This window comes from Pseudomonas sp. MF6396 (assembly GCF_002018915.1).
Taxonomy (GTDB): domain Bacteria; phylum Pseudomonadota; class Gammaproteobacteria; order Pseudomonadales; family Pseudomonadaceae; genus Aquipseudomonas; species Aquipseudomonas palmensis.
This window is the reverse complement of the sequence record NZ_MVOK01000003.1, coordinates 43447-70070: the sequence shown is the minus strand read 5'-3', so window position 1 is coordinate 70070 and position 26624 is coordinate 43447. Positions and strand designations below refer to the sequence as shown.

Genomic DNA, 26624 nt, shown 5'->3' with positions numbered 1-26624 from the left:
TTCGAGGGGGTCGCTACTGTGTGGGAATTGGTCAAGTCCGGTGGCTGGATGATGCTGCCGATCATTCTGAGTTCCATCGCTGCCATGGCTATCGTCGCCGAACGCCTGTGGACCCTGCGCGCCAGTCGTGTCACCCCGCCGCACCTGCTCGGCCAGGTGTGGCGCTGGATCAAGGACAAACAGCTCACCAGCGAGAAGCTCAAGACCCTGCGCGCCGACTCGCCGCTGGGCGAGATCCTGGCCGCAGGCCTGGCCAACTCCCGCCATGGTCGCGAAATCATGAAGGAGTGCATCGAGGAAGCCGCCGCCCGTGTCATCCACGAGCTGGAGCGCTACATCAACGCACTGGGCACCATCGCGGCCATGGCGCCGCTGCTGGGCCTGCTGGGCACCGTGCTGGGCATGATCGATATCTTCAGTGCCTTCACCGGGTCCGGCATGACCACCAATGCCTCGGTATTGGCGGGGGGGATCTCCAAGGCGTTGATCACCACCGCAGCCGGCCTGATGGTGGGTATCCCGGCGGTATTCTTCCATCGTTTCCTGCAACGGCGCATCGATGAGCTGGTGGTGGGCATGGAGCAGGAGGCCATCAAGCTGGTGGAAGTGGTCCAGGGGGACCGTGATGTCGACCTGAGCGAGGGCAAGGCGTGAAATTCCGGCGCAAGCCACGGGAGACCGTGGACATCAACCTCGCTTCGCTGATCGACGTGGTGTTCATCCTGCTGCTGTTTTTCGTGGTGACCACCACCTTCACCCGTGAAACCCAGTTGCGTGTCGAACTGCCCGAGGCGGTCAGCGGCGCTCCGGCGCCCGACACCGAGGCCAAGCAGCTGGAAATCACCATCAGCGCCGAAGGCGTGTACTCGGTCAACAACCACCTGTTGCCCAAGAGCGACCTGGGCACCCTGACCGAGGCCCTGCAGAAGGAATCACAGGGCGACACCAAGATGCCGCTGTCGATCAGCGCTGACGGCAAGACTCCGCACCAGGCCGTGGTCACCGCCATGGATGCCGCTGGCAAGCTCGGCTTCAGCCAGTTGCGCATGACCACGGTCGAGGCCGCCCAGGGGACACCTTGATGGCGCTTGCCGATCGCCTGTTGCATGCCTGGTATGCCGGCCACCCGGCATTGGTATTGTTGCGCCCGCTCGAGGCCCTGTACCGTCGGGTGGTGCGGGGCAAGCGCGAGCGTTTTCTGGCCGGGCAGGGCGACATCTATCGCGCACCGGTGCCGGTGCTGGTGGTGGGCAACATCACCGTGGGTGGCACCGGCAAGACCCCGCTTATCCTGTTTCTGATCGAGCACTGTCGCCAGCGCGGCCTGCGCGTGGGGGTGGTCAGCCGAGGCTATGGGGCCACTGCGCCGCAACTGCCGTGGCGCGTGCGTGCCGATCAACCGGCCGAACAGGCCGGTGACGAACCCTTGCTGATCGTGCAGCGCACCGGCGTGCCGCTGATGATCGACCCCGATCGCAGCCAGGCCGTGCGGGCCTTGCTCGACGCCGAGCCGCTGGACCTGATCCTGTGCGACGACGGCATGCAGCACTACCGCCTGGCGCGTGATCTCGAGCTGGTGCTGATCGACGCGGCCCGCGGCCTCGGCAATCGCCGCTGCCTGCCTGCCGGGCCGCTGCGTGAGCCGGTGGAGCGCCTGGATGAAGTGGACGCCGTGCTCTACAACGGCGCCCTCAGCGACCGTGATGATGGCTTTGCCTTCACCCTGGCCCCTACGGCACTGGTCAACCTGCGCAGCGGCGAGCGACGAGGCCTTGAGCATTTTGCGCCGGGCCAGGCATTGCACGCTGTGGCCGGCATCGGCAACCCTCAGCGATTTTTCAACACCCTGCAGGGGCTGGGCTGGCAGCCTGTGCCGCATGCGTTTGCCGACCATGCGGCGTACAACGCCCAGGCCCTGAGCTTCACCCCGTCATTGCCGCTGGTCATGACTGAGAAGGATGCGGTGAAATGCCGTGCTTTCGCCGCCGATGACTGGTGGTATCTTGCGGTCGACGCACTGCCTTCGCCGGCCTTCGTGGCCTGGCTCGACGCGCAGCTGGCGCGTCTGCTGCCCGGGCCTCGCCAGCCCTGACATTTTCTTTTTCCGGCCACAGGCCTGAGGAATATCCATGGACACCAAATTGCTCGACATCCTTGCTTGCCCGATCACCAAAGGCCCGCTCAAGCTCAGCGCCGACAAGACCGAGCTGATCAGCAAGGGGGCCGGCCTGGCGTACCCGATTCGTGACGGTATCCCGGTGATGCTCGAGAGCGAAGCCCGAACCCTGACCGATGACGAGCGCCTGGACAAATGAGCCTGGATTTCACCGTTGTGATTCCAGCGCGCCTGCGCTCCACCCGTCTGCCGGGCAAGCCATTGCTGTCGATTGCCGGCAAGCCGATGGTGCAGCACGTCTGGGAGCAGGCGCGCAGAAGCAGCGCCACCCGCGTGGTGATTGCCACCGATGACCCGAGCATCGTCGCTGCATGCCAGGGGTTTGGCGCCGAGGTGCTGCTGACCCGTGAGGACCACCAGTCGGGCACCGACCGCCTGGCCGAAGTCGCCACCCAGCTGGGCCTGTCGGCAGATGCGATCGTGGTCAATGTGCAGGGTGACGAGCCGTTGATTCCCCCGGCGATCATCGACCAGGTGGCGGCCAACCTGGCGGCGCATCCTGAAGCGGGCATTGCCACGCTGGCCGAGCCGATCGAAGACGTCGAAGTGCTGTTCAACCCCAATGCGGTCAAGGTGAGCACCGACCGCAACGGCCTGGCCCTGACCTTCAGCCGTGCGCCCTTGCCGTGGGCGCGTGATGCGTTTGCCCAGAGCCGCGAGCAATTGCCGGCGAGTGTGCCTTATCGCCGGCATATCGGCATGTACGCCTATCGCGCAGGCCTGTTGCAGGACTTCGTCGCCTGGGGCCCGTGCGGCCTGGAGCAGACCGAGTCGCTGGAGCAGTTGCGTGCGCTGTGGAATGGCGTGCGCATCCACGTGGCCGATGCCTTGCAGGCGCCGCCTGTGGGCGTCGACACACCTGAAGACCTGGAGCGCGTTCGGCGCTTGCTGGAGGCCTGATGCGCGTCCTGTTCGTATGCCTGGGCAACATCTGCCGCTCGCCGACGGCCGAGGGCGTGTTGCGCCATCAGTTGAAGCTGGCAGGCCTCGAGGATCAGGTCGAAGTGGCCTCGGCGGGTACGGGAGACTGGCATGTGGGCAAGCCGCCCGACAGCCGAACCCGCCGCGCTGCGCTGGCGCGCGGCTACGACCTGTCCGCACAGCGTGCACAGCAGGTGAGCGCGCAGGACTTCAGCCGGTACGACCTGATCCTGGCTATGGACACCAGCAATCTCGGCCACCTCAAGGCGCTGCAACCGTCTGCCGGTACCGCCGAACTGGACCTGTTCCTGCGCCGCTACGAGGGTGAGCTGGATGAAGTGCCCGACCCTTACTACGGCGGCGAAGAGGGCTTCGAACAGGTGCTTGATCTCATTGAGCTGGCTTGTAGCAAGCTGGTGGTCGAGCTGAAGGGCCGGCTATGAGCGTGCAGGTGCAATCGCAGGTTTCACTCAAGCCTTACAACACCTTCGGAATCGAGGTGAAGGCGCAGTATTTCGCCCAGGCACACAACGATGACGAAGTGCGCCAGCTGCTGGCGCACGCAGCCGAACAGCACCTGCCGGTGCTGGTGATCGGTGGCGGCAGCAACCTGCTGCTGACTGCCGATATCCAGGCGCTGGTGCTGCGCATGGCCAGTGTCGGTGTGCGGATACTGTCGGATGATGGCCAGCGCGTGGTGGTCGAGGCAGAGGCGGGTGAGCCCTGGCATCCCTTCGTGCAGTGGACCCTGGCCCAGGGACTGTCGGGGCTGGAAAACCTCAGCCTGATCCCCGGTACCGTCGGGGCGGCGCCGATGCAGAACATCGGCGCCTATGGCGTGGAGATCAAGGACGTGTTTGCCGGGCTGACGGCACTGGATCGGGAAACCGGCCAGTTGCACGAGTTCGCGCTGGAACAGTGTGATTTTGCCTACCGTGACAGTGTGTTCAAGCGTAATCCCGGGCGCTGGCTGATCCTGCGGGTTCGCTTCGTGCTCAATCGCGCCGAGCACCTGCACCTGGACTATGGCCCGGTACGCCAGCGGCTGAGTGAGCAGGGCATCGGTCAGCCGACCGCACAGAATGTCAGCGATGCCATCTGCAGCATTCGTCGCGAAAAACTGCCAGACCCGGCCGAGCTGGGCAATGCCGGAAGCTTCTTCAAGAACCCGGTGGTGAGCGCCGAACTGGCGCAGCGCGTGCGCGAGGCGTATCCGGATGCGGTAGGTTATCCACAGGCCGATGGTCAGGTGAAGCTGGCGGCGGGGTGGTTGATCGAGCAGGCGGGCTGGAAGGGGTTTCGCGAGGGCGATGCCGGGGTGCACCGTTTGCAGTCGCTGGTGCTGGTGAACTACGGGCAGGCCAGTGGCAAGCAGTTGCATGCGCTGGCGCAGCGGATTCAGGCTGATGTGCTGGCGCGCTTCGGCGTTGCGCTGGAGATGGAACCCAACTTGTATTGACTGGGCGGCTTGTTTGCTGGCAGCGCCGATTCCTGCGGGTTCGGCGTTGTCGGTGACACATCCACCACCAGGCAGCAGGCAGTAAAAAGCCCCGCCAGTTTGCACTGGCGGGGCTTTTTAATGGCCGTCAGACGAGCGGTTTATGCTCTTCTGCAGCTTCCTGCGACTGCTCGGCAGCAGCGGCCGCTGCGGCTTCAGCTTCGCGCTTGCGGCGACGCACTTCACGCGGGTCGTTCGGTGCACGGCCGTTGGCCAGCGTGACGACCGGTGCCTCAACCTCGGCAGGCTCGGCGATCGGTGCCTGTGCCTCGGCGACCGGTGCTGGCTCAGCGGCAATGACCGGCTCGGCTTCGACTGCAGCCGGCACTTCAGGCTCGCTCGGCAGGGCGATGACCGGCTCGGCAGCTACAGGTGCCTCGACGGGCGCTTCGACAGCTGGCGCCTGCTCAGGGGCTTGAGCCGGTGCTTCCACCAGAGCCTCTACCTTGGCCTCGGCCTCGATCTGGGCCTCGACTGGTTGCGGAGCAACTTCGACGACAGGCTCGATGCTCGACTCGACTGCCTGCACCGGTGCTTCGAACGGTTGTTCGATCACAGGGGCGATGGCCGCTTGTTCAGCAACAGCTTCTTCGGCAGCGGGCTGTTGAACGGTTTCGTTCGACTCGGTGCTGGTTTCGACAACCACTGGTTCGACGGTGCCGGCCTCGAAAGGCGTTTCGGCCACGACGGCTGGGGTGTCATCGACAGCAGCAGTTGCACGCTCGGCCTGAGCGTTGGCCTGGGCCTCGGCGTCGGCACTGATGTTGCTGGTGGCAACGGCGGCAGTCACGGCCAGGCCGGCAGCCAGTTCCACGCCCGAAGGCTGCGCATTGCCTTCGCTACGTTTTTCCGCGGCAGCAGGTTGTTCGCCAGCTTGTTCGGCGCCTTCTTCGGTGCCGTCTTCGCTGCCTTCGACCACATTGCCGTTGGCATCACGCTGACGCTCACGACGGTTGCTGCGACGACGCTGACCGCGCGAGCGACGACGTGGACGATCGCCTTCGGCGCCTTCCTGGTTGTCATCCTGCAGCAGCTCTTCGTTTGGCAGTTGCTCTTCGGCCGCATCCTCGACCGGCTCGGCCGGGCGTGGCTGACGCTCTTCGCGTGGCGGACGCGGTGCGCGCTCCTCGCGAGGGGCACGTTCTTCACGTGGTGCGCGCTCTTCACGCGGTGCACGCTCTTCACGCGGCTGACGCTCTTCGCGCGGGGCGCGCTCAGGACGTTCTTCGCGGACGGCCGGGGCCGGGGTGGCATCCAGAGGCTCACGCAGTTCGCGTACCGGGCGATCTTCGCGTGGGCGACGGTCTTCGCGTGGGGCACGCGGCTGACGTTCTTCACGCGGGGCGCGTGGTGCGCGTTCCTCGCGGGTCGAGGTCTCTTCACGGGCTTCGCGAGGCTGGCGTTCTTCACGCGGCTCACGTGGCGCGCGCTCGGCACGCTCTTCGCGTGGCTTGCGCTCTTCATCGCGACGACCGTTGCGGTTGCGGCTCTGCTGGCGACCGTTGCGACGCTCCTCGTTGCGCTGAGGACGCTCGGTGGCAGGCTTCTCGGTTACCACCGGTGCGGCGGCCACAGGTTCTTCCTTGCCGGCGAACAGGCTGACCAGCGACTTGACCAGGCCCTTGAACAGGCTTGGCTCTGGCAGGGCGTGTACCGGGGCGGCTGGGGCAGCAGGGGCTTCCGGAGCCGGTACCGGAGCATTGGCGCGGGCCGGTGCAGTCTTGACCGCGGCTTCCTGGCGAACCAGGGTGCGGGTGGCGGCAGCCGGTTGCACTTCTTCGGTTTCGGTCGCAGCGATTTCGTAGCTGGACTGGTTGTTCAGGGCTTCCGGGCTGTCGTCGCGCAGGCGCTGCACTTCGAAATGCGGGGTTTCCAGGTGGTCGTTCGGCAGAATGACGATACGCGCCCGGGTGCGCAGTTCGATCTTGGTGATCGAGTTGCGTTTTTCGTTGAGCAGGAACGCGGCGACCGGGATCGGCACCTGGGCACGCACCTCGGCAGTGCGATCCTTCAGGGCTTCTTCCTCGATCAGGCGCAGGATTGCCAGCGACAGCGACTCGACGTCACGGATGATGCCGGTGCCGCTGCAGCGCGGGCAGACGATGCCGCTGCTTTCGCCCAGGGAAGGGCGCAGGCGCTGGCGGGACATTTCCAGCAGGCCGAAGCGCGAAATGCGGCCGACCTGTACGCGGGCACGGTCGGCTTCCAGGCACTCGCGCACCTTTTCTTCGACGGCGCGCTGGTTCTTGGCCGGGGTCATGTCGATGAAGTCGATGACGATCAGGCCACCGATGTCACGCAGACGCAGTTGGCGGGCGATTTCCTCGGCCGCTTCCAGGTTGGTCTGCAGGGCGGTTTCCTCGATGTCGCTGCCTTTGGTGGCGCGCGCCGAGTTGATGTCGATGGACACCAGGGCTTCAGTCGGGTCGATCACGATCGAGCCGCCCGATGGCAGGTCGACGACGCGCTGGAAGGCGGTCTCGATCTGGCTTTCGATCTGGAAGCGGTTGAACAGCGGCACGCTGTCTTCGTACAGCTTGATCTTGCTGGCGTACTGCGGCATCACCTGGCGGATGAAGGTCAGGGCTTCTTCCTGGGCGTCGACGCTGTCGATCAGCACTTCGCCGATGTCCTGGCGCAGGTAGTCGCGGATGGCGCGGATGATGACGTTGCTTTCCTGGTAGATCAGGAACGGCGCTGCGCGGTCGAGGGACGCTTCCTTGATGGCGGTCCACAGTTGCAGCAGGTAGTCCAGGTCCCACTGCATCTCTTCGCTGCTGCGGCCCAGGCCGGCAGTGCGAACGATCAGGCCCATGTCGGCAGGGGCAACCAGGCCGTTGAGCGCTTCGCGCAGTTCGTTGCGCTCTTCGCCTTCGATGCGACGGGAGATGCCGCCGGCACGCGGGTTGTTAGGCATCAGGACCAGGTAACGACCGGCCAGGCTGATGAAGGTGGTCAGGGCGGCGCCCTTGTTGCCGCGCTCTTCCTTCTCGACCTGGACGATGACTTCCTGGCCTTCGCTCAGCACTTCCTTGATGTTCACCCGGCCTTCGGGCGACTTCTTGAAGTATTCGCGGGAGATTTCCTTGAGGGGCAGAAAGCCGTGGCGCTCGGAGCCGAAATCGACGAAGGCGGCTTCAAGGCTGGGCTCGATGCGGGTGATCTTGCCCTTGTAGATGTTGGCTTTTTTCTGCTCGCGTGCACCGGACTCGATGTCCAGATCGTAGAGGCGCTGGCCGTCTACCAGAGCAACACGCAACTCTTCGGGTTGAGTCGCGTTAATCAGCATTCTTTTCATGTAGTACCGTCGGTTTCCGGGCTGCCGGAAACGGCGTTCGGCACACACGACTTCTCACGGTCGGTGTCAGGGTGCGTCAGGGGTGGCGGACCATCCCGTGTCCAGCGGCTTGCGGTCGGACTGGTCGCCCAGTGCTGCCGAAGTCGCGACGACGCGTCCTGCTAGCTGTGGTGTCAAATGCACTCAGTCAGGAGGAGGAATCAGCCTTCGGCCGTGGACACCCTGGGGCATCTTGATCAAGACCGGGTCCGGTCGCGGGCCAGAGGGCCTGTGGACTGGACGCAGTGCTACACGGTCCGACGGTTGTGCATCTCCACCCTACACGTATCCCTGATAATTCGGGTGCTGCCGCGCGCTGAATCCGCAACGGGTTGCAGTTATCGCCAGCTCCATACGGGAGCCCGCGCTTTCTATGGCTAAGGCTGGTATTTCCGAAGCATTCGCCGTGACTGCGTGAAAGCGACTGCACTGAAGGAGTGGGCATCGAAAAAAACGTGCAGGAGGGTCAAACACCGCTCTTGTTGTTTTTTATCGGTCTTCTCTCATCGGCGCTGGTAGCGATTCCAGGCACTTCTGTAAACTGGCGAAAGCCCCGTCGGACGGCCTCGCGTCCTCGAGAATTGCGTAGGTCAGGGCCGGCTCAAAGCCATTGGTCCGCTGGCCAGCCGCTTTTGGCGGCGTTCGCGACTATAGCAGCAATCATTAAGTGCTTCAAATCCATAAAAAATTGTTATGATTCGCAAATGACGACTACTACCCCTCCGACCTCCGGCGTCCAGCTGATCGAGGTCGCGCCGGAACTTGCCGGCCAACGGATCGACAACTTCCTGATCACTGCACTCAAGGGCGTTCCCAAGACCTTGATTTATCGCATTTTGCGCAAAGGCGAAGTGCGGGTGAACAAGGGACGGATCAAGCCAGAGTACAAATTGCAGGCCGGCGATATCGTGCGCGTGCCGCCCGTTCGTCTGCCTGAGCGTGACGAGCCGGTGCCGCTGGCACAGGGCCTGCTTCAGCGACTCGAAGCGGCTATCGTGTACGAAGACAAGGCCCTGATCGTGCTCAACAAGCCTGCTGGCATCGCCGTGCACGGCGGCAGCGGGCTGAACTACGGTGTGATCGAAGCCTTTCGTCAGTTGCGCCCGGATACCAAGGAGCTGGAGCTGGTGCATCGGCTCGATCGCGATACCTCCGGTCTGCTGATGATCGCCAAGAAGCGCAGCATGTTGCGCCATCTGCATGCCGCGTTGCGCGGTGACGGCGTCGACAAGCGCTACATGGCGCTGGTGCGTGGTCACTGGGCCACGGCCAAGAAGCAGGTCAATGCGCCGCTGCTCAAGAGCAACCTGCGTTCCGGCGAGCGGATGGTGGAAATCAACGACGAAGGCAAGGAGGCGCTCACCCTGTTTCGCGTGCTGCGCCGTTTCGGCGATTTCGCGACCATGGTCGAGGCACGCCCGATTACTGGCCGTACCCACCAGATTCGCGTGCATACCCTGCATGCCGGGCATTGCATCGCCGGCGACAGCAAGTATGGCGACGAGGATTTCACTCGCGAGATCCGCGAGCTGGGCGGCAAGCGCCTGTTCCTGCATGCCTATGCGCTGACCGTGCCGTTGCCCGATGGCGGCGAGCTGAAGCTGGAGGCGCCGGTGGACGACATGTGGGCCAAGACCGTGGAGCGTTTGAGTGCGCCGTGATTACGACCTGCTGATCTTCGATTGGGACGGCACGCTGGCCGATTCGATCGGGCGCATCGTCGAAGCGATGCATCGCTCGGCCGAGCGTGCCGGCTATGCGCTGTGCTCGGACGAGGCGGTCAAGGGCATCATCGGCCTGGCGCTGCCCGAGGCGATCAGCACGCTGTACCCGCATCTGGATCAGCCTGAAGTCATGGCGTTTCGTCAGCATTACGCCGACATCTATATGGCCCTGGATACCCAGCCGTCGCCGTTGTATCCCGGCGTGGTCGAGGCCCTCGAGTCGTTCAGGGCCGATGGCTATCGCCTGGCAGTCGCTACCGGCAAGGCGCGTCGCGGCCTGGACCGGGTGCTGGTGGCCAATGGCTGGGAAACGTTCTTCGACATTACCCGGGCTGCCGACGAAACCATGGGCAAGCCGCACCCGCGCATGCTCGAGGAGATCCTGGCCCATTGCCAGGTGCCGGCGAGCCGTGCGTTGATGGTGGGCGATTCGTCGTTCGACCTGCTGATGGCGCGCAATGCCGGCATGCATTCGGTGGCGGTGGGGCATGGGGCGCTGTCGCTCGAGGCATTGAGCGTTTACGAGCCGCATTTGTCCATACAGCACTTTTCACAATTGCAGGCGTGGCTAGGCCGAACCGCTGCAATCGAATTTCCAGGGTAGGTGAGCATGACTGACGAGTGGAAGGCGCCTGACGCCGAAAAGAACGAAGAGCGCACCAGCTGGAAGCTGCTCGAGAAGACCTTGCTGGCGGGCGTGCAGGAGCAGCGTCGGGCCCGGCGCTGGGGTATTTTTTTCAAGCTGCTGACGTTCGTGTACCTGTTCGGCATCCTGGCCCTGTTTTCGCCGCTGATGGATATCGACAAGACCGCCGCCCGTGGCGCGAGCCATACGGCGCTGATCGAGGTGCGCGGGATCATTGCGGACAAGGAGCCGGCCAGCGCCGACAACGTGATAGCCAGCCTGCGTGCGGCCTTCGACGACGCCAAGACCAAGGCGGTGGTGCTGCGTATCAACAGCCCGGGCGGCAGCCCGGTGCAGTCTGGCTACATCTATGACGAGATTCGTCGTCTGCAGGCCGCCAAGCCGTCGGTCAAGGTGTACGCGGTCATCAGCGACCTGGGTGCGTCGGGTGCCTACTATATCGCCAGTGCGGCTGACCAGATCTATGCCGACAAGGCCAGCCTGGTGGGCTCGATTGGTGTGACGGCAGCTGGCTACGGCTTTGTCGGCACCATGGAGAAGCTGGGTGTCGAGCGTCGTACCTATACGGCGGGTGAGCACAAGGCCTTCCTTGATCCATTCCAGCCGCAGAAACCGGACGAAACGGCCTTCTGGCAGGGTGTGCTGGACACCACCCACAAGCAGTTCATTGCCAGTGTGAAGCAGGGGCGCGGCGAGCGGCTCAAGGACAAGGAGCATCCCGAGCTGTTCAGCGGGCTGATCTGGTCGGGTGAGCAGGCCGTGCAGCTGGGGCTGGTGGACGCCCTGGGCAATGCCGATTATGTGGCGCGTGAGGTGGTGGGGGAGAAGACCCTGGTTGATTTCACCGTCGAAGAGTCGCCGTTTGATCGCTTCTCCAAGCGCCTGGGTGCCAGCGTCGCCGAGCACCTTGCCATGTGGATGGGCTTTCAGGGGCCGGCACTGCGCTGAGTGTGCTGATTAATGAAAAACCGGCCAGATGGCCGGTTTTTTATTGCTGGTATTGGCTTGCCCTCACGGTATGCTCACCCCTTCCTTGAGCAGCATGTCGACCAGTCGGATCAGCGGCAGTCCCACCAGGCTGGTGGCATCGCAGCCGTGGGTGCTTTGGAACAGGCTCACCCCCAGCCCTTCGCACTTGAAGCTGCCGGCGCAGTCGTAGGGTTGTTCTGCGCGCAGGTAGCGTTCGATGCGTGGCAGGTCCAGTTCGCGCATGTGCACGGTAAATGGCACGCAATCGACCTCGCAATGGCCGCTCTGGGTATTGAGCAGCGCCACGCCGGTCAGGAAGGTGACGTGATTGCCGCTCGCAGCCAGCAATTGCTCGCAGGCCTTTTCGAAGGTGTGTGGCTTGCCCAGAATCTGTTCGCCCAGCACGGCAACCTGGTCGGAGCCGATGATAAGATGCCCCGGATGGCTGGCAGCCAATGCCTCGGCCTTGTGCCTGGCCAGGCGCTTGACCAGCTCTGGGGCGGGCTCTTCGCCGATGCGCTGTTCGTCGATATCGGGCGCTGCCCAGGCAAAGGGCAGTTGCAGTCGCGCCAGCAATTCGCGCCGGTAGGGTGAGCTGGAAGCCAGTAACAAGGGCAGCATGATGAACTCCTGAGCAGGTGCGCCGATTCTAACATGTTGAACGGGGCCGAATTTCCTTTGACAGAGGCGGGGGGCATCCCTAGAATGCTGCGCCTATGTTGAATGACCCGATTCCACCTCACGTTGACCCGCGCAAATTGGCCGATCGTGGTGTTTCTCTCGAAGGAACGCTGCTACTCGCCGATTTGGAGAGACTCTGCGACCCGCTTTCCGACGATGTCGGTACGGTGCAGGCTAAATTCGATTTTGAGCGAGACGAACAGAAAACCGTGGTTATCCACAGTGCTCTGACCGTCGAGGTCAAGATGGTTTGCCAGCGTTGTCTTGAGCTGGTCACCCTGCCGATCCACAGCGAATCTACATATGCTGTGGTGAAAGAGGGTGCGAATACCCAGTCGTTACCGAAAGGTTATGACGTGCTGGAACTGGGCGAAGATCCTTTGGATCTGCAAGCATTGGTCGAGGAAGAGCTTCTGCTCGCCTTGCCCATCGTGCCTGCTCATCATCCGGAAGAATGCCAGCAGCCGGCGGGCGCCGATGAGCCCGAACCGAGCAAGGACGAGGTAACGCGGTCCAACCCGTTCAGTGTATTGGCGCAGTTAAAGCGTGACCCAAACGTTTAGGAGTTAATCAATTATGGCTGTTCAGCAGAACAAAAAATCCCGCTCTGCCCGTGACATGCGCCGTTCGCACGACGCTCTCTCGGAAAACGCTCTGTCCGTAGAGAAAACCACTGGTGAAGTGCACCTGCGTCACCACGTATCGCCAGAAGGCGTATACCGTGGTCGCAAAGTGATCGACAAGGGCGCTGACGAGTAATCCTTGTCCGCTCAGATCGCGATTGACGCAATGGGCGGGGACTTCGGTCCCCGCAGCATTGTTCAGGCCAGCATTGCTTGCCTGTCGGCTACTCCCTCGCTGCACCTGACCCTCGTCGGTCAACCTTCCCTCCTTGAAGATCTGATCGCTGGCCAGTCGGCAGCGGATCGCGCGCGCCTGCATATTGTGCCGGCCAGCGAAGTGATCGGCATGGACGAGCGGCCGTCCCAGGCGCTGCGTGGCAAGCCCGACTCGTCGATGCGCGTGGCCCTCGAACTATTGCGTGATGGCAAGGTGCAGGCCTGCGTGAGCGCCGGCAACACCGGCGCGCTGATGGCGTTGTCGCGCTATGTGCTCAAGACCCTGCCCGGCATCGATCGGCCTGCGATGGTGGCGGCCATACCGACCCAGACCGGCTATTGCCAGCTGCTTGACCTGGGGGCCAACGTCGACTGCAGCGCCGAGCACCTGTTCCAGTTCGCCGTGATGGGCTCGGTGGCGGCGCAAGCGCTGGGCATTTCCCGGCCGCGTGTGGCGCTGCTCAACATCGGTACCGAAGACATCAAGGGCAACCAGCAGGTCAAGCTGGCTGCGACGCTGCTGCAAAATGCCCGCGGCCTCAACTACATCGGCTTTGTCGAAGGCGATGGCCTGTACCGTGGCGAAGCGGATGTGGTGGTGTGCGACGGCTTTGTCGGCAATATCCTGCTCAAGTCCAGCGAAGGCTTGGCCACCATGATCGGTGGGCGCATCGAGGCGCTGTTCAAGCGTGGCCTGATGGCGCGGGCGGTGGGGGCCCTGGCGATGCCGCTGCTCAGTCGCCTGAAGGCCGACCTTGCGCCGGCGCGCCACAATGGCGCGAGTTTTCTCGGCCTGCAGGGCATCGTTATCAAGAGTCATGGCTCGGCGGGTGTGCAGGGTTTCCAGAGCGCGATACAGCGGGCGCTGATCGAGATCCAGGAGAACCTGCCGCAGCGCTTGCACGGCCGTCTGGAGGATCTGCTGCCTTAGGCATCGGCACAACGACGTGCATAAATGTGACCGCTTGGTTCTCGTTACCATCCAATTGTCAGTTTTCTCGCGCTCAGCCCCGGCTGGGCGCTATTTTCGACGACAAGATCATTAGGGGCTTGTTCAATGTCTGCATCCCTCGCATTCGTCTTTCCTGGCCAAGGTTCGCAGTCGCTCGGCATGCTTGCCGAGCTGGGCGCCCAGTACCCGCTGGTCATCGATACCTTCCGTGAGGCCTCCGAGGCTCTCGGTTACGACCTGTGGGCACTGACCCAGCAGGGCCCGGAAGAACAACTCAACCAGACGGACAAAACCCAGCCGGCCATCCTGACCGCCTCGATCGCCCTGTGGCGCCTGTGGCTGGCCGAAGGTGGCGCGCGCCCTGCATTCGTTTCCGGGCACAGCCTGGGTGAATACAGTGCGCTGGTGGCTGCCGGCAGCCTGAGCCTGGGTGAGGCGGTCAAGCTGGTCAAGCGTCGCGGCGAGCTCATGCAGGAGGCCGTGCCGGCCGGGCAGGGCGCCATGGCTGCGATTCTGGGTCTGGATGACGCCGTGGTCGTGGACCTGTGTGCTCAGGCTGCGCAGGGTGAGGTGGTCAGTGCGGTCAACTTCAACTCCCCGGGCCAGGTTGTCATTGCCGGTGCCAAGGCTGCTGTAGAGCGCGCCATGGAAGCCTGCAAGGCCGCCGGCGCCAAACGTGCGCTGCCGCTGCCGGTCAGCGTGCCGTCGCACTGCGAGCTGATGCGCCCGGCCGCCGAGCGGTTTGCCGAATCGGTGAACGCCATCGACTGGCAGGCCCCGCAGATCCCGCTGGTGCAGAACGTCAGTGCGGGCGTGGCTGGCGATCTCGATACCCTCAAACGCGACCTGCTGGAGCAGCTGTACAAGCCGGTACGCTGGGTCGAATGCGTGCAGACCCTGGCCGCCAATGGCGCGGTGCAACTGGTCGAGTGCGGCCCCGGCAAGGTGCTGGCCGGCTTGAACAAGCGCTGCGCCGACGGCGTGAACACCTTCAACCTCAATACCCCGGATGCTTTCGCCGCCACCCGTGCGGCGCTGGCCTGATTTAGGAGAAACTTGCATGAGCCTGCAAGGTAAAGTTGCACTGGTCACCGGCGCCAGCCGTGGCATTGGCCAGGCGATCGCCCTGGAACTGGGGCGTCTGGGCGCCACCGTCATCGGTACCGCCACGTCCGCCTCCGGCGCCGAGCGTATTGCCGCGACCCTCAAGGAGCACGGCATCGCCGGTACCGGGCTGGAGCTGAACGTGACCAGCGACGAGTCGGTCACCGCCACCCTCGCTTCTATCCAGGTGCAGTTCGGTGCGCCGACCATCCTGGTCAACAACGCCGGCATCACCCGCGACAACCTGATGCTGCGCATGAAAGACGACGAGTGGTTCGACGTCATCGATACCAACCTCAACAGCCTCTACCGTCTGTCCAAGGGCGTGCTGCGCGGCATGACCAAGGCGCGCTGGGGTCGTATCATCAGCATCGGTTCGGTCGTTGGGGCCATGGGTAACGTCGGCCAGGTCAACTACGCCGCCGCCAAGGCCGGCCTGGAAGGCTTCAGCCGCGCCCTGGCGCGTGAAGTCGGCTCCCGTGCGATCACCGTGAACTCGGTAGCGCCGGGTTTCATCGATACCGACATGACCCGCGAACTGCCAGAGGCGCAGCGTGAAGCGCTGCAAAACCAGATTCCGCTGGGTCGTCTGGGTCAGGTCGACGAAATCGCGAAAGTGGTTGCGTTCCTGGCCTCTGACGGCGCAGCTTACGTGACCGGTGCTACTGTCCCGGTCAACGGCGGGATGTACATGTAGTTAAATGTGACGGATTGCTTCAAAAAAATGTCATACGAGCTGTCTAAAATCCGTTATAAAGCTGCAACCAAATTCTAGGCGGCAGGTGGGTGTGAAGTTCGAGGGATGCATTACGCTTGAAAAGCGGGCGTCTTTCTATAAACTTACACACCGGCCAGCTGCCTGACATATATCCATTAGGAGTGAAAACTAGGTATGAGCACCATCGAAGAACGCGTCAAGAAAATCGTCGCCGAGCAACTGGGCGTTAAAGAAGAAGAAGTGGTCAACACCGCTTCCTTCGTAGAAGATCTGGGTGCCGATTCCCTTGACACCGTTGAGCTGGTGATGGCTCTGGAAGAGGAATTCGAGACCGAAATCCCTGACGAAGAAGCCGAGAAGATCACTACTGTTCAAGCAGCCATCGACTACGTCACCAGCCACCAGGCTTAAGACTTTGTAGTCGTCGCTTCTTGTCATGGAAAAACCGCACTGCCGTTACTGGCGTGCGGTTTTTTCTTTGCATGAGATGTAGACCATAGAATAAGGAGAGTGCTGTGTCGCGTAGACGCGTCGTGGTCACCGGTATGGGTATGCTGTCGCCACTGGGCACGGATGTGCCAAGCAGTTGGCAAGGCATTCTGGCTGGCCGCAGTGGCATAGGTCTGATCGAGCATACTGACCTGTCTGCCTACTCCACCCGTTTTGGCGGCTCGGTAAAGGGCTTTGAAGTCGAGCAGTACCTGTCGGTCAAGGAAGCCCGCAAGCTCGATCTGTTCATTCAATACGGCCTGGCGGCCGGGTTCCAGGCGGTGCGCAATGCCGGGCTGGAAGTCACCGATGCCAACCGTGAGCGTATCGGCGTGGCCATGGGTTCGGGCATCGGCGGCCTGACCAATATCGAAGAAACCAGCCGGACCTTGCACGAGCAAGGCCCGCGGCGCATTTCGCCGTTCTTCGTGCCAGGCTCGATCATCAACATGATTTCCGGTTTCCTGTCGATCCACCTGGGTGTACAGGGGCCCAACTACGCCATTGCCACTGCCTGCACCACGGGCACGCACTGCATCGGCATGGCGGCGCGCAATATCGCCTACGGCGAAGCCGACGTGATGATCGCCGGTGGCGCAGAGATGGCGGCCTGTGGCCTGGGTATGGGCGGTTTTGGCGCTTCGCGTGCGCTGTCGACGCGCAACGACGAGCCAACCCGTGCCAGCCGGCCGTGGGACAAGGGCCGTGACGGTTTCGTGCTGTCCGACGGTGCCGGTGCGCTGGTGCTCGAAGAGCTCGAGCACGCCAAGGCGCGGGGCGCGACCATCTATGCCGAACTGGTTGGTTTTGGCATGAGCGGCGACGCCTACCACATGACTTCGCCACCCGACAACGGCGCCGGTGCGGCCCGCTGCATGGCCAACGCCTTGCGCGATGCGGGCGTGAACCCCAGCGAAGTCGGCTACATCAACGCCCACGGTACCTCGACGCCTGCCGGCGACCTGGCCGAAGTGGCAGCGATCAAGTCGGTGTTCGGCGAGCACGCCTACAAGCTGGCCGTGAGCTCGACCAAGTCGATGACCGGTCACCTGCTGGGGGCTGCCGGCGCGGTAGAGGCGATTTTCAGCGTGCTGTCCATCAATGGGCAAGTGGCGCCGCCGACCATCAACCTCGATGAGCCGGATGAAGGCTGCGACCTGGACTTCGTGCCGCACCAGCCGCGCAACATGCCGATCGAGGTCGTGCTGTCGAACTCCTTCGGTTTTGGCGGTACCAATGGCTCGCTGGTGTTCCGCCGGTTCGCCGAGTGATGCACAGCTGGGTCGATGGCCTGCCGGCTGACGCCCTGACGTTGGGCAGCCGCGGGCTGGCCTATGGCGATGGTCTGTTCGAGACCATCGCCGTGCGGGCCGGGCAGCCCTCACTGCTGACGTATCACCTCGACCGCCTGGCGCTGGGTTGCCAGCGCCTGGCGATCGACGCCGATCATCCGCTCATCCGCGACGAGGTATGCCGTTATGCCGGCTTGCTGGGTGATGGCGTGCTCAAGCTCATTCTCACCCGTGGCGACAGTCAGCGCGGCTATGCCCCGGCTGCCGGTGCACCGCCGCGTCGCATTCTTCAGGCCAGCCCCGCCGCCAGCTACCCGCCGCAGAACGCCGAGCAGGGGGTAAGGCTGTTTGCCTGCCAGACCCGCCTGGCCGAGCAACCCTTGCTTGCCGGGCTCAAGCACCTCAATCGCCTGGAGCAGGTACTGGCACGGGCCGAGTGGCAGGGCGCCGAGTACGCTGAAGGTTTGATGCGTGATGTATCCGGGCGCGTGATCGAAGGTGTCTACAGCAACCTGTTCGTGGTGCGCGATGGCGTGCTGTACACCGCCGACCTGGCGCGTTGCGGCGTGGCCGGGGTAATGCGCGCTGCCTTGCTGGACGAGGCGCCGCGCCACGGTATCACGGCCCGTGTGGTCGACCTGGCGCTGGCCGATCTCGAGCAGGCCGACGAAGTGTTGCTGTGCAACAGCGTGTATGGCGTATGGCCGGTGCGTGCATTTGCATCGCTGAACTGGTCGCCGGGGCCGCTCACCCGTAAACTGCAGGCCATTGCCCGTACGCTACTGGATGCCTGATTCGTGAGACGTAAATTGTTGGTGCTGCTGGAGACCGGGTTGATCCTGGCCGGCCTGCTATTGGGCTTCTCGGCCTGGAAGGTGCACTCGGCGCTGGAGCAGCCGCTGCACCTGACCGGCGAGCGGTTGCTCGATGTTCCTACCGGCACCACGCCCAACCGCATGTTCTACCGCATGCAGCAGGACGGCGTGATCCGCGACGCCTTCTGGCTGCGCCTTTACTGGCGCTTCAACATGCCGAGCGTGGCTTTGCATACCGGCGAGTACCGCATGACCCCCGGCATGAACGTGCGCGACCTGTTCGAGGCGTGGCGGCGTGGTGACGTGGTGCAGTACAGCCTGACCCTGGTCGAGGGCTGGAATTTCCGCCAGGTGCGCTCGGCACTGGCCAGACATGAAAAGATCCGCCAGACCCTGGATGGCCTGAGCGACAGCGAGGTCATGGACAAGCTCGGGCACCCGGGCGTGTTCCCCGAGGGGCGCTTCTTCCCTGATACCTATCGGTTCGTGCGCGGCATGAGCGATGTCGAGTTCCTGCAGCAGGCGTACGCGCGCCTGGAGGAGGTGCTGGCCAAGGAGTGGAACGAGCGCTCCCCGGCTGCGCCCTATCGCGACCCTTACCAGGCGCTGATCATGGCCTCGCTGGTCGAGAAGGAAACCGGCGTGCCACAGGAGCGTGGTCAGATCGCCGGCGTCTTCGTGCGTCGCCTGCAGATCGGCATGCTGCTGCAGACCGACCCTACCGTGATCTATGGCATGGGCGAACGCTACAACGGCAAGATCACCCGCGCCGACCTGCGTGAGCCCACGCCCTACAACACCTACGTGATCGCCGGCCTGCCGCCGACGCCGATTGCCATGGTCGGGCGTGAAGCCATTCACGCGGCCTTGAACCCGGAGCCGGGCAGCAGCCTGTACTTCGTCGCCCGGGGCGATGGCAGCCATGTGTTCTCCGATGACCTGGGGGCGCACAATTCTGCCGTGCGCGAGTACCAGATCAAGCGGCGTGCCGACTACCGTTCAAGCCCGGCGCCAAGCGCCGGCGACACCCCGAACGAGGTTCCTGCGCCCGAGGCGCCCCAGGCTGCACCGCAGCCTGCCGAGCCCTCGGTGCAGCCGGATGTTCCCCCGGCCAGCGAACCTACCCCGCAATGACCCTGATTAAGGACTGCCTGTGAGCGGCTTGTTTATCACCCTGGAAGGTCCCGAAGGCGCGGGCAAGAGCACCAATCGCGAGTACCTGGCCGAGCACCTGCGCGCCCACGGGCTGGATGTGGTGCTGACCCGCGAGCCGGGCGGCACCCCGCTGGCCGAGCGCATCCGCGAACTGTTGCTGGCCCCCAGCGATGAGACGATGGATGCCGACACCGAGCTGTTGCTGGTGTTCGCCGCGCGCGCCCAGCACCTGGCCCAGGTGATCCGCCCGGCGCTTGCGCGGGGCGCCATCGTCCTGTGCGACCGTTTCACCGATGCCACCTATGCCTACCAGGGCGGTGGCCGCGGGCTGTCGGTCGAGCGCATTGCCACCCTTGAAACCTTCGTCCAGGGCGACCTGCGCCCCGACCTGACCCTGGTGTTCGACCTGCCGGTGGAGGTCGGCCTTTCGCGCGCAGCGGCGCGCGGGCGGCTGGATCGCTTCGAGCAGGAAGGCCAGGCGTTTTTCCAGGCTGTTCGCCAGGCCTACCTGGCCCGCGCAGCCGCCGACCCGGCGCGCTATCACCTGGTCGATGCCGCGCAACCGCTGGCCCGGGTTCAACTCGCCCTGGATGCGTTGCTGCCGCAGATCCTGGAGCGTTGCCGTGGCTGAGGCCTACCCGTGGCAGGCGACGCTCTGGCAGCAACTGGCCGGGCGCACACAGCATGCCCATGCGTACCTGTTGCACGGCCCGCAAGGCATCGGCAAGCGGGCGCTGGCCGAGCGCCTGATGGCGTTTCTGCTGTGCCGCCAGCCCGAGGGGCTTGAGGCGTGCGGGCACTGCAAGTCGTGCCAGTTGCTGAAGGCGGGCAGTCACCCGGACAACTACATCCTGGAACCTGAAGAGGCCGACAAGCCGATCAAGGTCGACCAGGTGCGCGATCTGGTCAGCTTCGTGGTGCAGACCGCGCAGATGGGCGGACGCAAGGTGATTCTCATCGAGCCGGTCGAGGCAATGAACATCAACGCTGCCAACGCCTTGCTCAAGAGCCTCGAAGAGCCTTCGGGCGATACCGTGCTGTTGCTGGTCAGTCACCAGCCCAGCCGGTTGCTGCCGACCATCAGGAGCCGTTGCCAGCAACAGGCCTGCCCGTTGCCAAGTCAGGCGCAGAGCGAGGCGTGGCTGGCAGCCGCGTTACCCGACAGTGACGAGGCCGAGCGCCACGAACTGCTGAGCCTTGCAGCAGGTTCGCCACTGCTGGCTGTCAGCCTGCAGGCCCAGGGTGTGCGCGAGCAGCGCGCGCAGGTGGTCGAGGGGCTCAAGAAGCTGCTCAAGCAGCAGCAGTCCGCGACCCAGTTGGCCGAAGGCTGGAACAGCATCCCGCTATTGTTGCTGTTCGACTGGTTCTGCGACTGGTCCAACCTGATCCTGCGCTATCAGCTGACCCAGGACGAAGAGGGCCTGGGGCTGGCCGACATGCGCAAGGTCGTGCAGTACCTTGCCCAGAAAAGCCCGCAGGGCAAGGTGCTGGATATCCAGGACTGGATTCTTGTGCAGCGCCAGAAGGTGCTGAACAAGGCCAACCTCAACCGCGTGCTGTTGCTCGAAGCGTTGCTGGCCTCCTGGGCCCTGTTGCCGGGTCAGCGTTGAACTGGCCTTTCGATCCTCCATTTTCAGTGTTGTCATTACGCCCATGCTTGTAGATTCCCATTGCCACCTCGACCGTCTCGACCTCGCCGCCCATGGTGGCTCCCTGGATGCCGCGCTGGATGCCGCGCGGGCACGGGGTGTCGGGCATTTCCTGTGCATCGGCGTAAGTGCCGACAATGCGGCCCAGGTCAGGGCGCTGGCAGCGCGCTACCCTGATGTGGACTGCTCGGTCGGCATTCACCCGCTGGACCTGGCGCCAGGCGAAGCGCCGGCGCTGGACTGGCTGCTCGGCGAACTGAACCACCCCGAGGTGGTGGCCATTGGTGAGACCGGGCTGGACTATCACTACGAGCCCGAGGCTGCACAGTTGCAACAGGCGTCGTTTCGCCTGCACCTGGAGGCGGCCAGGCTCACCGGCAAGCCGGTGGTCATCCACACCCGTGCGGCGCGCGCCGATACCCTGACCCTGCTGCGCGAGGCGGCATTGCCGCAGGCAGGCGTGCTGCACTGCTTCACCGAAGACTGGGAGATGGCCAAGGCAGCGCTGGACCTGGGGTATTACATTTCGTTGTCGGGGATTGTCACGTTCCGCAATGCCGACGCGTTGCGTGATGTGGCGCGGCAGGTGCCGGCAGATCGTTTGCTGGTAGAGACCGACTCACCGTACCTGGCGCCGATTCCGCACCGCGGCAAGCCGAACTTGCCGGAGTATGTGCGTGACGTGGCGGAGTTCATCGCGTTGGTGCGGGGGGAGCGTTACGAGCAGCTGGCGCAACAGACCACCGAGAACTTCAGGCGTCTGTTCCCCCTGGCACGGGTGCGGGTGGCCTGACCCCGCTGCGCGGGCGCCGTGGCGGTCGCGCGGGCAAAAAAAACCCGGGTTCTGGGGGGGAATCCGGGTTAAGACCATTAGGAGTAAAACAAAGGCGAGCGGTCCGTGTTCACCCTTATCGGCGCGTCACTTGGGGGGATGCGTCGCGCCAACACCTCAAGTATTGGTCAGGTTCGCCGCGATTCCACCAAGGGTTGATCGTTTTTTAAACAGATTTGGAATACGTGCGGCCCTGCTGAGCACGCATTGCTCTGCCGTGCGCCTGACCGCCTGGATTGCACGTCTGGGGCAGGGGGAAGGGGAGGTCCGCTTCGGGCAACCGGGTCGCCGGCCTGTTCAAACTCATCAAGAAACATAGGCATGCGCGGATGATCCGTGCATTTTTGCGCAAGTTAGGCATAATAACGGGCTTCGATTTTGATCCAGTCCTTCTTATGCAGAAAGAACCTCGTAAGGTCCGTGAGTTTCGTCGCCGAGAGCAAGAGATTCTCGATACCGCGCTCAAGCTGTTTCTCGAACAGGGTGAAGACAGTGTCACCGTCGAGATGATCGCTGACGCCGTGGGTATCGGCAAAGGCACGATCTACAAGCACTTCAAGTCCAAGGCGGAGATCTACCTGCGCCTGATGCTCGACTACGAGCGCGATTTGAACGAACTGCTGCACTCTGCCGATGTGGATCGCGACAAGGAGGCCCTGTCGCGTGCCTACTTCGAATTCCGCATGCGCGACCCGCAGCGCTACCGCCTGTTCGACCGCCTCGAAGAGAAGGTGGTCAAAGGCAACCAGGTGCCGGAAATGGTCGAGGAGCTGCACAAGATCCGTGCCTCAAACTTCGAGCGCCTGACCCTGCTGATCAAGGGTCGCATCACCGAGGGCAAGCTCGAGGACGTGCCGCCGTATTTCCACTACTGCGCAGCCTGGGCCCTGGTGCATGGCGCGGTGGCACTGTATCACTCGCCGTTCTGGAGCAATGTGCTGGAGGACCAGGAAGGCTTCTTCCAGTTCCTCATGGACATTGGCGTGCGCATGGGCAACAAGCGCAAGCGCGACCCGGAGCCATCTGGCAGCTGAATGCTCGCTGGCGCCGTGCAGGCATATACTCAGGTAAGAGGCTTGCAAAAAACTGATTTCTGAGTCAGGTTTTGCAAGCCCGATTCACACTTGCCGGAGTGCTCCATGATCGTCGACCGTCAAGGCAGACGTTTTCGCAACCTGCGCGTCAGCCTCACCGCGGCGTGCAACTATGCCTGCACCTATTGCGTGCCGGACGGCAAGCGTCTGGTCGCAGCGCAGGATGAGCTCTCGGCCCAGGCCATGGTGCGTGGGGTGGCCTGGCTGATCGAAGCTGCCGGTATCGAGCGCCTGCGTATCACCGGTGGCGAACCCCTGGTCAGTCCCAAGCTCGAAGCCTTCCTGGCTGGCGTGTCGGTGCTCGGCCTCGATGACATCGCCCTGACCACCAATGGCCAGTTGCTCGCGCGCAAGCTGCCATTGCTGCTGGATGCCGGCATCCGGCGCCTGAACGTCTCCCTTGATACCCTCGACGCCGATGCCTTCCGCGGGATCTCCCGTGGCGGGGATCTGGCCAGCGTGCTCGATGGCATGCACAAGGCCAGCGACGCCGGCATGAAGATCAAGGTGAACATGGTGCCACTGCGCGGGCGCAACCTCGATCAGGTGCTGCCGCTGCTCGACTACTGCCTGGCCCGTGGCTATGAACTGCGCTTTATCGAATTGATGCGCATGGGGCACCTGGCCAGCGACCACAACGCTTTCCTGCAGCAGTTCGTGAGCCTGGAGCAGTTGCTGCAACTGATCGGCGAGCATCACGAGTACGCCCAGGCCGATGCGCCAGTGGACGCCACTGCATTGCGCTACCGGGTGCCGGGGCAAGGCCACTTCGGCGTGATCGCCAACGAAAGCGTGCCGTTCTGCCGAACCTGCTCGCGCCTGCGTCTGTCTTCTACCGGGTGGCTGCATGGCTGCCTGTCGTCGAGCAACCGGCATTTCATCGGTGACCTGCTCGACAAGCCGCGCCACCAGGCGTTGCCGGCCTTGCAGGGCATGTTGATGAAGGCCCTGGGCGACAAGCAGGCCGTGGCTTTTTCAGGCGGTGCCACGGTGATGAAGATCATCGGCGGTTGAGCCATACCCTCCAGCTGGCGCAAAACCTGCATCTGGCGGCTGTTCGCCGGTTTTCCGTCACCGGCTTCTGGAGGAAAGATGCGTAGCCTGGTTCTGCTGCTGGCGCTGATGGCGCTGGGTGGCTGCATGAATGTGAGCGATATGGGCGAAGGTGTGCGCTACCACATGAGCGACGCCGGCCTGCTCGACCATAGCGAAACCCGCCGTTCGTTGTCGGTGCGCCTGCAGCCCGACTCGTTCGTCTTCATCGGTCAGGGCGTGTTCGTGCCGCCGGGCAATGCCTATCCGCGGCCCAACGTGGTGGCCGAGGAAGCCTTCAAGGCCTTTGTCGAGTACTTCCCGCTGGTGCGACGTGCCGAGGGTCCGCTGGGGCTGGAGGATGCCTTGTCCCAGGCGCGCGACGTGGGCGCGCATTACCTGCTGTATGCGCGTTTTGCCAAGGCCGACAACCGTATCGGCAATGGTGACGAGTGGTACGACGAGCAGGCGGTGGACCGCCTGGGTGTCGACACCGGAAGAATTCAGCTGATGCTGATCGAAACCAGTACCCGCTATCTGATCGATACCGTGAGCATCCGCAGCCGTGGCGGTTTGCTGACGTTCCACGACAATCAGCCGCAGGATTTGATTGCGGCACCGCTTGAGGATTACGCTCGCAGTTTGTTGGGCATGAGCCGCTGAGGAGCAGATGATGGTGGATACCGGCAAGGCCAATGACCTGTTGGCGCAACTCCCGAAGGTCGGCAAAGGCCCGGCGCCGGTCCACCTGTGGAATCCGGACTTCTGCGGCGACATCGACATGCGAATCGCCCGCGACGGTACCTGGTACTACCTGGGCACCCCGATTGGTCGCAAGCCGATGGTGCGTCTGTTCTCCACCATCATCCGTCGCGACGGGGATGACTACTTTCTGGTCACGCCTGTGGAAAAGGTCGGAATCCAGGTCGATGATGCGCCGTTCGTGGCGGTGCTCATGGACGTGCAGGGCAGTGGTGAGCAGCAGGTGCTGCGCTTCACCAGTAATGTGGAGGATGTGGTCGAGGCCGGGCCCGAGCACCCGCTGCGTTTCGTGATCGACCCGCTGACACAGGAGCCTTCGCCTTACGTGCACATGCGCAACAACCTCGAGGCGCTGATCCATCGCAGCGTGTTTTACCAGCTGGTAGAGCTGGCTGTAACACGTGACATCGATGGGCAGCCATGGCTGGGCGTATGGAGTGCGGGGCAGTTCTTTCCAATCGGGCAGCAATAGCCTGTCGCAGCCTGTATCGCCCGGTAGTCCTGGCCCGGGCTGAAGACCAAAACGAAAAAACCCGCCAAAAGGCGGGTTTTTCGAGTATTTCAGAGGCTGTGCAAGCACGCTCTGAAATGATGTTTGGCTCCGCGACCAGGACTCGAACCTGGGACCCAATGATTAACAGTCATTTGCTCTACCGACTGAGCTATCGCGGAATCTGGGGCGTATCTTACTGATTGCTAAGGGGAAGTCAAGCTCCCCCTGAGCAATCAGGTGTTACAGGACCTCGACGATCGCCTTGGTCACCACGTGAATGTTGTTCTGGTTCAACGAGGCGACGCAGATACGACCGGTATCCAGAGCATAGATCGCATGCTCGTCCTTCAGGCGTGCCACCTGCTCGACGGTCAGGCCCGAGTAGGAGAACATGCCGCACTGGCGCCCGACGAAGCTGAAGTCCTGCTGTGCGCCGTACTGGGCCAGCAGCTCGACCATCTGCTTGCGCATGCCGTGGATGCGCTGGCGCATCTCGGCCAGTTCCGCTTCCCACATTGCGCGCAGCTCGGGGCTGTTGAGCACGGTGGCGACAATGGTGGCGCCGTGGGTCGGCGGGTTGGAGTAGTTGGTGCGGATCACGCGCTTGACCTGCGACAGCACGCGAGTGGCCTCTTCCTTGGACTCGGTGACGATCGACAGGGCGCCGACGCGCTCGCCGTACAGCGAGAACGACTTGGAGAACGAGCTGGAGACGAAGAAGTCCAGGCCCGATTCGGCGAACAGGCGCACGGCAGCGGCGTCTTCGGCGATGCCCTGGCCAAAGCCCTGGTAGGCCATGTCCAGGAACGGGATGTGACCCTTGGCCTTGACCACCTCGAGCACGTTGTTCCAGTCGGCCGGGGTCAGGTCGACGCCGGTCGGGTTGTGGCAGCAGGCGTGCAGTACCACGATCGAGCCGGCCGGCAGCGCGTTGAGGTCCTCGAGCATGCCGGCACGGTTGACGTCATGGGTGGCGGCGTCGTAGTAGCGGTAGTTCTTGACCGGGAAACCGGCGGTTTCGAACAGGGCGCGGTGGTTTTCCCAGCTCGGGTCGCTGATTGCGACAGTGGCATTGGGCGACAGCTGCTTGAGGAAGTCAGCGCCGATCTTCAAGGCGCCGGTACCACCGACGGACTGGGTGGTGACCACACGGCCGGCGGCCAGCAGGGGCGAATCGGCACCGAACAGCAGCTTCTGCACGGCCTGGTCGTAGGCCACGATGCCGTCGATCGGCAGGTAGCCGCGGGAGGCGTGCTGGGCGGCGCGTTGGGTTTCGGCTTCGATGACTGCACGCAGCAGTGGGATACGCCCTTCTTCGTTGCAGTAAACACCAACGCCCAGGTTCACCTTGTGGGTGCGGGTATCGGCATTGAACGCTTCGTTGAGGCCCAGGATAGGGTCGCGGGGTGCCAGCTCGACAGCGGAAAACAGGCTCATTTTTACCTT

The 26624-nt window shown here is 63.4% G+C and carries 29 protein-coding genes and 1 tRNA gene; 26 read left to right on the top strand and 4 right to left on the bottom strand.

Annotated features, from left to right (window positions below):
* Nucleotides 1–18: 18 nt before the first annotated feature.
* Genes MF6396_RS03630 through murB form a run of 7 tightly spaced genes read left to right on the top strand, consistent with a single transcriptional unit; the run spans nucleotide 19 to nucleotide 4556 of the window.
* Nucleotides 19–654, top strand: coding sequence for a MotA/TolQ/ExbB proton channel family protein (locus tag MF6396_RS03630; RefSeq protein WP_162484877.1), 636 nt, complete (start codon nucleotides 19–21; stop codon nucleotides 652–654).
* The gene (locus MF6396_RS03625; RefSeq protein ID WP_078479738.1) at nucleotides 651–1082 is read left to right on the top strand and encodes an ExbD/TolR family protein; all 432 of its coding nucleotides are present in this window, start codon (nucleotides 651–653) and stop codon (nucleotides 1080–1082) included. Before MF6396_RS03630 ends, MF6396_RS03625 begins: the two co-directional genes overlap by 4 nt.
* On the top strand, nucleotides 1082–2092 hold the full coding sequence (gene lpxK, locus MF6396_RS03620; RefSeq protein ID WP_043862889.1) for a tetraacyldisaccharide 4'-kinase: 1011 nt from the start codon (nucleotides 1082–1084) through the stop codon (nucleotides 2090–2092). The genes MF6396_RS03625 and lpxK overlap by 1 nt, the downstream gene beginning before the upstream one ends.
* A gap of 37 nt (nucleotides 2093–2129) precedes the next feature.
* Nucleotides 2130–2315, top strand: coding sequence for a Trm112 family protein (locus tag MF6396_RS03615; protein WP_003247142.1), 186 nt, complete (start codon nucleotides 2130–2132; stop codon nucleotides 2313–2315).
* Nucleotides 2312–3076: a 3-deoxy-manno-octulosonate cytidylyltransferase gene (kdsB, locus tag MF6396_RS03610; RefSeq protein WP_078479737.1), complete on the top strand. Its 765-nt coding sequence runs from the start codon at nucleotides 2312–2314 to the stop codon at nucleotides 3074–3076. Before MF6396_RS03615 ends, kdsB begins: the two co-directional genes overlap by 4 nt.
* Nucleotides 3076–3540, top strand: coding sequence for a low molecular weight protein-tyrosine-phosphatase (locus tag MF6396_RS03605; RefSeq protein ID WP_054915815.1), 465 nt, complete (start codon nucleotides 3076–3078; stop codon nucleotides 3538–3540). Before kdsB ends, MF6396_RS03605 begins: the two co-directional genes overlap by 1 nt.
* The gene (gene murB / locus MF6396_RS03600; protein ID WP_043862886.1) at nucleotides 3537–4556 is read left to right on the top strand and encodes a UDP-N-acetylmuramate dehydrogenase; all 1020 of its coding nucleotides are present in this window, start codon (nucleotides 3537–3539) and stop codon (nucleotides 4554–4556) included. Before MF6396_RS03605 ends, murB begins: the two co-directional genes overlap by 4 nt.
* 127 nt (nucleotides 4557–4683) lie before the next feature.
* Here murB and rne read toward each other — a convergent pair whose 3' ends face one another.
* A complete protein-coding gene (rne, locus tag MF6396_RS03595) occupies nucleotides 4684–7893 on the bottom strand; it encodes a ribonuclease E (protein ID WP_058541070.1) in 3210 nt (1069 codons plus the stop codon).
* A 743-nt stretch (nucleotides 7894–8636) separates the two neighbouring features.
* Between rne and rluC the strand changes: the two genes are divergently transcribed.
* Genes rluC through sppA form a run of 3 tightly spaced genes read left to right on the top strand, consistent with a single transcriptional unit; the run spans nucleotide 8637 to nucleotide 11250 of the window.
* Complete coding sequence (gene rluC, locus MF6396_RS03585; RefSeq protein ID WP_043862884.1) at nucleotides 8637–9593, top strand: 23S rRNA pseudouridine(955/2504/2580) synthase RluC; 957 nt, start codon at nucleotides 8637–8639, stop codon at nucleotides 9591–9593.
* Nucleotides 9583–10260, top strand: coding sequence for an HAD-IA family hydrolase (locus MF6396_RS03580; protein ID WP_058541071.1), 678 nt, complete (start codon nucleotides 9583–9585; stop codon nucleotides 10258–10260). The genes rluC and MF6396_RS03580 overlap by 11 nt, the downstream gene beginning before the upstream one ends.
* Nucleotides 10261–10266: 6 nt before the next feature.
* Nucleotides 10267–11250: a signal peptide peptidase SppA gene (gene sppA / locus MF6396_RS03575; RefSeq protein WP_058541100.1), complete on the top strand. Its 984-nt coding sequence runs from the start codon at nucleotides 10267–10269 to the stop codon at nucleotides 11248–11250.
* 63 nt (nucleotides 11251–11313) lie between these two features.
* On the opposite strand, the gene MF6396_RS03570 is transcribed toward sppA, so the two are convergent.
* A complete protein-coding gene (locus MF6396_RS03570) occupies nucleotides 11314–11892 on the bottom strand; it encodes a Maf family protein (RefSeq protein ID WP_058541072.1) in 579 nt (192 codons plus the stop codon).
* A 95-nt stretch (nucleotides 11893–11987) separates the two neighbouring features.
* Between MF6396_RS03570 and MF6396_RS03565 the strand changes: the two genes are divergently transcribed.
* From MF6396_RS03565 to MF6396_RS03490, 16 genes are all read left to right on the top strand, one after another.
* On the top strand, nucleotides 11988–12515 hold the full coding sequence (locus MF6396_RS03565) for a YceD family protein (protein ID WP_054915811.1): 528 nt from the start codon (nucleotides 11988–11990) through the stop codon (nucleotides 12513–12515).
* Between the two features lie 13 nt (nucleotides 12516–12528).
* Nucleotides 12529–12711: a 50S ribosomal protein L32 gene (rpmF, locus tag MF6396_RS03560; protein ID WP_010223221.1), complete on the top strand. Its 183-nt coding sequence runs from the start codon at nucleotides 12529–12531 to the stop codon at nucleotides 12709–12711.
* A 3-nt stretch (nucleotides 12712–12714) separates the two neighbouring features.
* Nucleotides 12715–13722, top strand: a complete 1008-nt coding sequence (plsX, locus tag MF6396_RS03555) for a phosphate acyltransferase PlsX (RefSeq protein ID WP_078479736.1) — start codon at nucleotides 12715–12717, stop codon at nucleotides 13720–13722.
* Between the two features lie 126 nt (nucleotides 13723–13848).
* Nucleotides 13849–14787, top strand: a complete 939-nt coding sequence (gene fabD, locus MF6396_RS03550) for an ACP S-malonyltransferase (RefSeq protein ID WP_078479735.1) — start codon at nucleotides 13849–13851, stop codon at nucleotides 14785–14787.
* Nucleotides 14788–14803: 16 nt separating this feature from the next.
* Complete coding sequence (fabG, locus tag MF6396_RS03545; protein WP_043862877.1) at nucleotides 14804–15544, top strand: 3-oxoacyl-ACP reductase FabG; 741 nt, start codon at nucleotides 14804–14806, stop codon at nucleotides 15542–15544.
* A gap of 195 nt (nucleotides 15545–15739) precedes the next feature.
* Nucleotides 15740–15976: an acyl carrier protein gene (gene acpP / locus MF6396_RS03540; RefSeq protein ID WP_003175607.1), complete on the top strand. Its 237-nt coding sequence runs from the start codon at nucleotides 15740–15742 to the stop codon at nucleotides 15974–15976.
* A 104-nt stretch (nucleotides 15977–16080) separates the two neighbouring features.
* Entirely contained in the window at nucleotides 16081–17325 is a 1245-nt protein-coding gene (gene fabF, locus MF6396_RS03535; protein ID WP_043862876.1) for a beta-ketoacyl-ACP synthase II, read from the top strand.
* Nucleotides 17325–18140: an aminodeoxychorismate lyase gene (gene pabC, locus MF6396_RS03530; RefSeq protein WP_058541074.1), complete on the top strand. Its 816-nt coding sequence runs from the start codon at nucleotides 17325–17327 to the stop codon at nucleotides 18138–18140. The genes fabF and pabC overlap by 1 nt, the downstream gene beginning before the upstream one ends.
* 3 nt (nucleotides 18141–18143) lie before the next feature.
* Nucleotides 18144–19295, top strand: coding sequence for an endolytic transglycosylase MltG (gene mltG, locus MF6396_RS03525; RefSeq protein WP_078479734.1), 1152 nt, complete (start codon nucleotides 18144–18146; stop codon nucleotides 19293–19295).
* A 19-nt stretch (nucleotides 19296–19314) separates the two neighbouring features.
* Nucleotides 19315–19947, top strand: coding sequence for a dTMP kinase (gene tmk, locus MF6396_RS03520; RefSeq protein WP_054915807.1), 633 nt, complete (start codon nucleotides 19315–19317; stop codon nucleotides 19945–19947).
* The gene (locus MF6396_RS03515) at nucleotides 19940–20926 is read left to right on the top strand and encodes a DNA polymerase III subunit delta' (protein WP_078479733.1); all 987 of its coding nucleotides are present in this window, start codon (nucleotides 19940–19942) and stop codon (nucleotides 20924–20926) included. Before tmk ends, MF6396_RS03515 begins: the two co-directional genes overlap by 8 nt.
* A 43-nt stretch (nucleotides 20927–20969) precedes the next feature.
* Nucleotides 20970–21758 carry a TatD family hydrolase gene (locus tag MF6396_RS03510; RefSeq protein ID WP_054915805.1) on the top strand — a complete coding sequence of 263 codons (789 nt, stop codon included), beginning with the start codon at nucleotides 20970–20972 and terminating at the stop codon, nucleotides 21756–21758.
* Nucleotides 21759–22192: 434 nt separating this feature from the next.
* Nucleotides 22193–22831 (top strand): TetR/AcrR family transcriptional regulator, encoded by a 639-nt coding sequence (locus MF6396_RS03505; RefSeq protein ID WP_054915804.1) that lies wholly within the window; start codon nucleotides 22193–22195, stop codon nucleotides 22829–22831.
* A gap of 105 nt (nucleotides 22832–22936) precedes the next feature.
* On the top strand, nucleotides 22937–23905 hold the full coding sequence (locus tag MF6396_RS03500) for a GTP 3',8-cyclase MoaA (protein WP_043862869.1): 969 nt from the start codon (nucleotides 22937–22939) through the stop codon (nucleotides 23903–23905).
* Nucleotides 23906–23983: 78 nt separating this feature from the next.
* Nucleotides 23984–24586, top strand: a complete 603-nt coding sequence (locus tag MF6396_RS03495; protein ID WP_043862868.1) for a DUF4823 domain-containing protein — start codon at nucleotides 23984–23986, stop codon at nucleotides 24584–24586.
* Nucleotides 24587–24596: 10 nt separating this feature from the next.
* Nucleotides 24597–25157 (top strand): DUF1285 domain-containing protein, encoded by a 561-nt coding sequence (locus MF6396_RS03490; RefSeq protein WP_043862867.1) that lies wholly within the window; start codon nucleotides 24597–24599, stop codon nucleotides 25155–25157.
* A gap of 124 nt (nucleotides 25158–25281) precedes the next feature.
* Here MF6396_RS03490 and MF6396_RS03485 read toward each other — a convergent pair.
* Together MF6396_RS03485 and MF6396_RS03480 are read right to left on the bottom strand one after the other, a co-directional pair.
* Nucleotides 25282–25357 (bottom strand) — tRNA-Asn (locus MF6396_RS03485).
* A 61-nt stretch (nucleotides 25358–25418) separates the two neighbouring features.
* A complete protein-coding gene (locus tag MF6396_RS03480; RefSeq protein ID WP_078479732.1) occupies nucleotides 25419–26615 on the bottom strand; it encodes an amino acid aminotransferase in 1197 nt (398 codons plus the stop codon).
* Nucleotides 26616–26624 lie beyond the last annotated feature (9 nt).